General features: G+C 66.1%; 5 protein-coding genes and 1 pseudogene. All 6 read right to left on the minus strand.

Translation table 11 applies throughout. The annotated features are described in order from the left end of the window. A partial coding sequence (locus tag AC1DF3_RS36340; protein ID WP_478142718.1) for a methyl-accepting chemotaxis protein occupies nt 1-1,481 on the minus strand: 1,481 nt, incomplete at its 3' end. Between the two features lie 78 nt (nt 1,482-1,559). Next, a complete protein-coding gene (locus tag AC1DF3_RS36345) occupies nt 1,560-3,116 on the minus strand; it encodes a methyl-accepting chemotaxis protein (RefSeq protein ID WP_478142719.1) in 1,557 nt (518 codons plus the stop codon). 45 nt (nt 3,117-3,161) lie between these two features. After that, the gene (locus tag AC1DF3_RS36350) at nt 3,162-4,877 is read right to left on the minus strand and encodes a methyl-accepting chemotaxis protein (protein WP_286536608.1); all 1,716 of its coding nucleotides are present in this window, start codon (nt 4,875-4,877) and stop codon (nt 3,162-3,164) included. A 30-nt stretch (nt 4,878-4,907) separates the two neighbouring features. Further along, a complete protein-coding gene (locus tag AC1DF3_RS36355) occupies nt 4,908-5,420 on the minus strand; it encodes a chemotaxis protein CheW (RefSeq protein ID WP_286511327.1) in 513 nt (170 codons plus the stop codon). A gap of 15 nt (nt 5,421-5,435) precedes the next feature. Next, a complete protein-coding gene (locus AC1DF3_RS36360; protein WP_286536609.1) occupies nt 5,436-7,019 on the minus strand; it encodes a methyl-accepting chemotaxis protein in 1,584 nt (527 codons plus the stop codon). A gap of 6 nt (nt 7,020-7,025) precedes the next feature. Next, nucleotides 7,026-7,268: pseudogene (locus tag AC1DF3_RS36365) on the minus strand (methyl-accepting chemotaxis protein); the annotation flags it as partial.

The raw sequence follows: 7,268 nt of genomic DNA on the forward strand, positions 1-7,268 counted from the left end.
ACCAGCGCCGCGTTCTGCTGGGTCACCTGGTCCATCTGCGTGATCGCCTGGTTGATCTGCTCGATCCCCGAGGTCTGCTCCTGGCTGGCCGCCGTGATCTCGCCCATGATGTCGGTCACCCGCTTGACGCTGTCGACGATCTCTTCCATCGTCTTGCCGGCTTCCGCCACCTGCTTGCTGCCTTCCTCGACCTTCTCCACCGAGTCGCCGATCAAGGTCTTGATCTCCTTGGCCGCCGCCGCCGAGCGCTGCGCCAGGCTGCGCACTTCGGAGGCCACCACCGCGAAGCCACGGCCCTGCTCGCCGGCGCGAGCGGCTTCCACCGCCGCGTTCAACGCCAGGATGTTGGTCTGGAAGGCGATGCCGTCGATCACGCCGATGATGTCGACGATCTTGCGCGACGAGGCATTGATCGAGCCCATGGTGTCGACCACCTGGCTGACCACACTGCCGCCCTTGACGGCGACTTCGGAAGCCGAGACCGCGAGTTGGTTGGCCTGGCGGGCGTTGTCGGCGTTCTGCTTCACCGTCGAAGTCAGTTCCTCCATCGAGGCAGCGGTCTCTTCCAGCGAACTGGCCTGCTGCTCGGTGCGCGACGACAGGTCCTGGTTGCCCGTGGCGATCTGGCTCGAAGCCGTCGCGATCGTGTCGGTGCCCGTGCGCACTTCATCCACCACTTTGGAGAGGCTGCCGCGCATGTGCTCGATCGCATGCATCAGGCTCGATGCGTCGCCGGCCTTCAAGGTCACGCTCGCTGCCAGGTCGCCCTGCGCAATGCGACGGGCCACGGCCGTCGCGGCAGCCGGCTCGCCGCCGAGCTGCTTCAGCAGGCCGCGCGAGATGGTCCAGCCGATTGCGAAGAGCGCGGCCGCCAGGCCCAGGGCGCAGGCCGAGAATCCGACCAGCCGCTCCGCGATCCTGGCATGCACCGTGTCAACATAGACACCGGAGCCGACGATCCATCCCCAGGGCTTGAACCCCTTGACGTAGGACACCTTGGGCACCGGCGTCTCGCTGCCCGGCTTGGCCCACTCGTAGGAAACGAAGCCGGCACCGCTGGCCTGCACGGTCTTCACGAACTCGGTGAAGATCGCCTTGCCGGTGCTGTCCTTGTTGTCCGACAGGTCCTTGCCCTCGAGCGCCGCGCTGATCGGATGCATCAGCATCTGCGGCGTCATGTCGTTCAGCCAGAAATATTCGTTCCCGCTGTAGCGCAGGCCGCGCAGCGCCTGCATGGCCTGTTCCTTGGCTTGCGGCTCGCCCAACACGCCCTTCTGCGCCAGGCCGTGGTAGTACACCAGGATGCCGTGCGCGGTCTCGACGGCCTGCCGCACGCTGGCCTGGCGCTCCTCCATGATGAGCTTCTGCTCGGAATACAGGAAAAGGCCGGTCAACGCGAATACGCCGAGGACCGCTGCGCAGACGAGCATGCCGAGCCGTCTCGCGATGGTCATGGAGCGGAAGTTCAGGAGCTGGGACATGCGGGGCCTGCGGGTTGAATGGACCCCCTGCTATCGGCAGCGAGAGGCGGATCCTGAAGGGTTGGCGAGAAATTCCGCTCAGCGGCCGGCGCCGAGCCTGAAGACGCTCACCGAGTTCACCAGGCTCGACGCCTGCTCCTGCAGCGACCCGGCAGCGGCCGCGGCCTCTTCCACCAGCGCCGCGTTCTGCTGCGTCACCTGGTCCATCTGCGTGATCGCCTGGTTGATCTGCTCGATGCCGGAGGTCTGCTCCTGGCTSGCCGCCGTGATCTCGCCCATGATGTCGGTCACCCGCTTGACGCTGTCGACGATCTCTTCCATCGTCTTGCCGGCTTCCGCCACCTGCTTGCTGCCTTCCTCGACCTTTTCCACCGAGTCGCCGATCAGGGTCTTGATCTCCTTGGCCGCCGCCGCCGAGCGCTGCGCCAGGCTGCGCACTTCCGACGCCACCACCGCGAAGCCGCGGCCCTGCTCGCCGGCGCGTGCRGCTTCCACCGCCGCGTTCAACGCCAGGATGTTGGTCTGGAACGCGATGCCGTCGATCACGCCGATGATGTCCACGATCTTGCGTGACGAGGCATTGATCGAACCCATGGTGTCGACCACCTGGCTGACCACGCTGCCGCCCTTGACGGCGACTTCGGAAGCGGAGACGGCGAGTTGGTTGGCCTGGCGGGCGTTGTCGGCGTTCTGCTTCACCGTCGAAGTCAGCTCCTCCATCGAGGCCGCCGTTTCTTCCAGCGAGCTGGCCTGCTCTTCGGTGCGCGAGGACAGGTCCTGGTTGCCCGTGGCGATCTGGCCCGAGGCCGTCGCGATCGTGTCGGTGCCGGTGCGGACTTCGCCCACGATCTTCACCAGGCTGTCGTTCATCTCCTTGAGCGCCCGCATCAGCTGGCCGGTCTCGTCCGTCGTGCGAGCCTCGACGCGGCTGGTCAGGTCGCCGGCGGCCACGGATTGCGCCACCTTCACGGCTTCGGCCAGCGGCTTGGCGACGATGCGGGCGATCCAGAGTGCGAGCAACAGGCCCAGCACCACGCTGCCCAGCAGGCTGCCGATGACCCAGAGCCGGGCATCCTGATAGACCGCGTTGCCGGTCTCGTCCGCCTTCCGGGCACCCACCTCGTTGACTTCGGCCAGGGTGTCGAGCATCTTGCTCAGTTCGAGATTCAGGCGCAGCGATTCGCCGCGGACCATGGCGACCGCCTCTTCGTTCTTCTGGGCGCGGGACAGGGCGATGACCTTGTCATGCTCCAGCGCGTACTGGCCCATCGCCTTGACGAATTCCGGGTAGACCTTCTTTTCTTCCGGCTCGGAGATCAGCTTCTCGTAGGCGCCGCGGCTCTTCTGCAGGCTGGCCCAGGCATCGGTCATCGACTTCTCGTAGCCGGCCATGTCGGCCTCGGTGCTCGACAGGATGTGCTGCAGCTCCATCGAGCGATAGCGCGCCATCAGGCCCTTCATTTCGAGCAACGAGCGCGTGGCGGGCATCCAGTTGGTCGTGATGTCGGTCGACATCTGGTTGACCTTCGCCAGCTGCATCACCGAAAAGACGCCGACGAACACGGTCAGCGCCAGAACGATGACGAAGGAGATCAGGAGCTTGCTCGCGATCCTGAGGTTGTAGAACGCATTCATGTGGATTCCCTGTTGAGGCCTTGAGGCCAGTCATGTGTTTTCAGTTCAGAATTCGGTCCAGTCGCCCGCGGCACTGGCGGCCGAGGCGAGCTGCGGCGCGCTGGCGCCCTTCTTTTCGATGGCCGGCGCAGAGGTCCTTCGGGCGGCCTTCGGCGCCGCCGCCGCGACGGCAGCGGGTCGGCCGAAGGCCGGTTCGCTGCGTCCGCCGGTGGCCGCATCCAGCTTGAAGACACCGACGGCCTTCACCAGGCTCGATGCCTGCTCCTGCAGCGACCCGGCAGCGGCCGCGGCCTCTTCCACCAGCGCCGCGTTCTGCTGCGTCACCTGGTCCATCTGCGTGATCGCCTGGTTGATCTGCTCGATGCCGGAGGTCTGCTCCTGGCTGGCCGCCGTGATCTCGCCCATGATGTCGGTCACCCGCTTGACGCTGTCGACGATCTCTTCCATCGTCTTGCCGGCTTCCGCCACCTGCTTGCTGCCCTCTTCGACCTTTTCCACCGAGTCGCCGATCAAGGTCTTGATCTCCTTGGCCGCCGCCGCCGAGCGCTGCGCCAGGCTGCGCACTTCCGACGCCACCACCGCGAAGCCGCGGCCCTGCTCGCCGGCGCGTGCGGCTTCCACCGCCGCGTTCAACGCCAGGATGTTGGTCTGGAAGGCGATGCCGTCGATGACGCCGATGATGTCCACGATCTTGCGCGACGAGGCATTGATCGATCCCATGGTGTCGACCACCTGGCTCACCACGCTGCCGCCCTTGACGGCGACTTCGGAAGCCGAGACGGCGAGTTGATTGGCCTGGCGTGCGTTGTCGGCGTTCTGCTTCACCGTCGAGGTCAGTTCCTCCATCGACGCGGCGGTTTCTTCCAGCGAGCTCGCCTGCTCTTCGGTGCGCGACGACAGGTCCTGGTTGCCCGTGGCGATCTGGCCCGAGGCCGTCGCGATCGTGTCGGTGCCGGTGCGGACTTCGCCGACGATCTTCACCAGGCTGTCGTTCATCTCCTTGAGCGCCCGCATCAGCTGGCCGGTCTCGTCGCGGCTCTCGATCTCGATGCGCGCGCTGAGGTCGCCGGAGGCCACCGTCTGCGCCACCTTGACCGCCTTGTCGATCGGCCTCGTGATGCTGCGCGAGATCAGCCACGCGAAGAGACTGCCGATGAGCACCGTCAGCACGCCAAGGGCCAGCGTCAGCGAGAAGCTGCGGGCGTTGGCGGCATCGATGGCGCGGCTCATGTCGTCGATCGCCTGGCGCTCCATCGACAGCAGGTCGAGCACCCGGCTTTCATAGGCCTTCGCGGCCGGCAGGAAAGCGTCCTTGAACACGCGCTCGGTCTCCGCCGCATTGCCGCCGGCTTTCGCCTTGCCCACCACGTCCTTCGCCGCCTGGTACTTCGCACGCAGCTCGACGATCGACTTGTAGGTCTGCTTCTCGCCGTCGGTGACCAGCAGCGCCTCGACCTTCGCCATGGTCTCGCTGCCCCGCTTGACGCTGTCGGCGATCACTTCGGCGAAGGTCACGGGCAGCGTCTCGTCGGTGGTCTTGGCGATCATCGACGTCCGCGCGATGGCCGAATAGGTCAGCACGTACCAGTCGGAGATCAACCGCTCCTTGGCCAGCGGACTCTGCATCATGCGGCGGGTGGCTTCGGCGTTGTTCCGCGCGCTGACCAGGGCCGCGGCGGTCGAGACGATCGTCAGGCCCAGAACGATGGCGAAGCCGATGGCGAGGCGTGTTCCGATACGGATGTTGGGCAGGAGGGTCATGGTGGTACTCGACGCAAAAAGAGGTTGGTATCAGGCCGCGACGGCTTCGATCAGGCCCATCTCGTCGCTGGACATCAGGCGGTCGATGTCGACCAGGATCAGCATCCGCTCTTCGAGCGTGCCCAGCCCGATCAGGTAGTCGGTGTCCAGCACCGAGCCCATCGCCGGCGCCGGCTTGATCTGCTCCGGCGTCAAGGTGATCACGTCCGACACGCTGTCGACCACCATCCCGACCACCCGGCCGCCGATGCTCAGCACGATCACCACCGTGAACTGGTCGTAGCTCGGCGTGCCGAGCGCGAACTTGATCCGCATGTCGATGATCGGAACGATGATCCCGCGCAGGTTCACCACCCCCTTGATGTAGTCCGGCGCGTTCGCGATCCGGGTCACCGCGTCGTAGCCGCGCAGCTCCTGCACCTTCTGGATGTCGATGCCGTATTCCTCCGCGCCCAGCGTGAAGGAGAGGAACTCGAGCGGCTTGTCCGCGCGTGCCGGGTTCGCCACGCCATCGGCGGCGGGCTTCGATTGAACTGTGCTCATCTTGTCGACTCCTGTTTAAGACTTGAAAACACTCACTGCATGAACCAGGCTTTCGGCCTGCTCCTGCAGCGACTGCGCCGCGGCGGAGGCTTCCTCCACCAGCGCCGCGTTTTGCTGGGTGACCTGGTCCATCTGCGTGATGGCCTGGTTGATCTGCTCGATGCCCGAGGTCTGCTCCTGGCTGGCGGTCGTGATCTCGCCCATGATGTCGGTCACCCGCTTGACGCTGCCGACGATCTCCTCCATGGTCTTCCCGGCTTCACCGACCAGCGCGCTGCCGGCATCGACCTTGCCCACCGAGTCGTCGATGAGGCCCTTGATCTCCTTGGCGGCCGAGGCCGAGCGCTGCGCGAGGCCGCGCACCTCGGCGGCGACGACGGCGAAGCCCTTGCCCTGTTCTCCGGCGCGTGCGGCTTCCACCGCCGCGTTCAGCGCCAGGATGTTGGTCTGGAAGGCAATACCGTCGATCACGCCGATGATGTCGACGATCTTGCGGGAAGAAGCGTTGATGGAGGCCATGGTGTCGACGACCTGGCCGACGACTTCTCCGCCCTTCACCGCGACCTCGGAGGCCGACACCGCCAGTTGGTTGGCCTGGCGCGCGTTGTCCGCGTTTTGCTTGACGGTGCTGGTGAGCTGCTCCATGGACGCCGCGGTCTGCTCCAGCGAGCTGGCCTGCTGCTCGGTGCGCGACGACAGATCCTGGTTGCCGCTGGCGATCTGGCCGGACGTCGTCATCACGCCGGTGACGTTGCTGCCTACGTCGGCGACGATCGCGAGAAAGTTGGCGCTCATCTGGTTCAACGCGCGCAGCAGGCTCTTGGTCTCGTCCTGCGGCCGGATCTCGAACTTGGCCAATGCGCCGCCCGCGATCGCCTGCGCCACGCCCACCGCCTGCTCCAGCGGCCGGAAGATGGTGCGGCTCATGAACCACCCGAAGCCGATCCATGCGAGTGCGCTGCCGACGGTCGCGGCGGCCAGCAGGCCGGGGAGCCAGCCGGCGGCGGAGGCGGACGCGAGACGCGTGGCCTCGACCCAGCCGACGGCGCCGATGCCCACCGAGAGCACGGCCGCGGTCGACGTCGCTGCGATCACGCGGCTGCGGATCGGCAGGCGACGCAGGCCGCCCATCGGGTCCGACCATCCCTTGCGGACCACCTCGCCCTGGCGGATCGACACGCCCCGGGCCAGGCCCTCGCGCATGCTTCGATAGAGCGCGTCGGCTTCATCGACATCCGACCGTTCGGGCTTGCTGCGAACCGACATGTAGCCTTCGGCGACTCCGTTGCGGCGGATCGGCGTCACGTTCGCCTGCACCCAGTAGAAATCGCCGTTCTTGCGGCGGTTCTTGACGAATCCGGTCCAGGGCAGGCCGCGTCCCAACGTGTCCCACATGTCGGCGAAGGCCTCGGGCGGCATGTCCGGATGTCGGACGATGTTGTGGGCCTTGCCCATCAGCTCTTCGAGCGTGTAGCCGCTGACCTCCACGAAGGTCGGGTTGACGTAGGTGATGCGCCCCTTCAGATCGGTGCGCGACACCAGCGCCGCGTCTTGCCGCAACGGGTATTCCTGGTCGGTGATGGGTAGATTGACTCGCATGCTCTCTCAGTGCTTTTCGGATTCGGATTCAAGCCTGAACATGCTCACGACTTGCGACAGGCTCCCGGCCTGCTCCTGCAGCGACCCGGCAGCGGCCGCAGCCTCTTCCACCAGCGCCGCGTTCTGCTGGGTCACCTGGTCCATCTGCGTGATCGCCTGGTTGATCTGCTCGATCCCCGAGGTCTGCTCCTGGCTGGCCGCCGTGATCTCGCCCATGATGTCGGTCACCCGCTTGACGCTGTCGACGAT

Source organism: Variovorax sp. 10N432 (assembly GCF_056394465.1).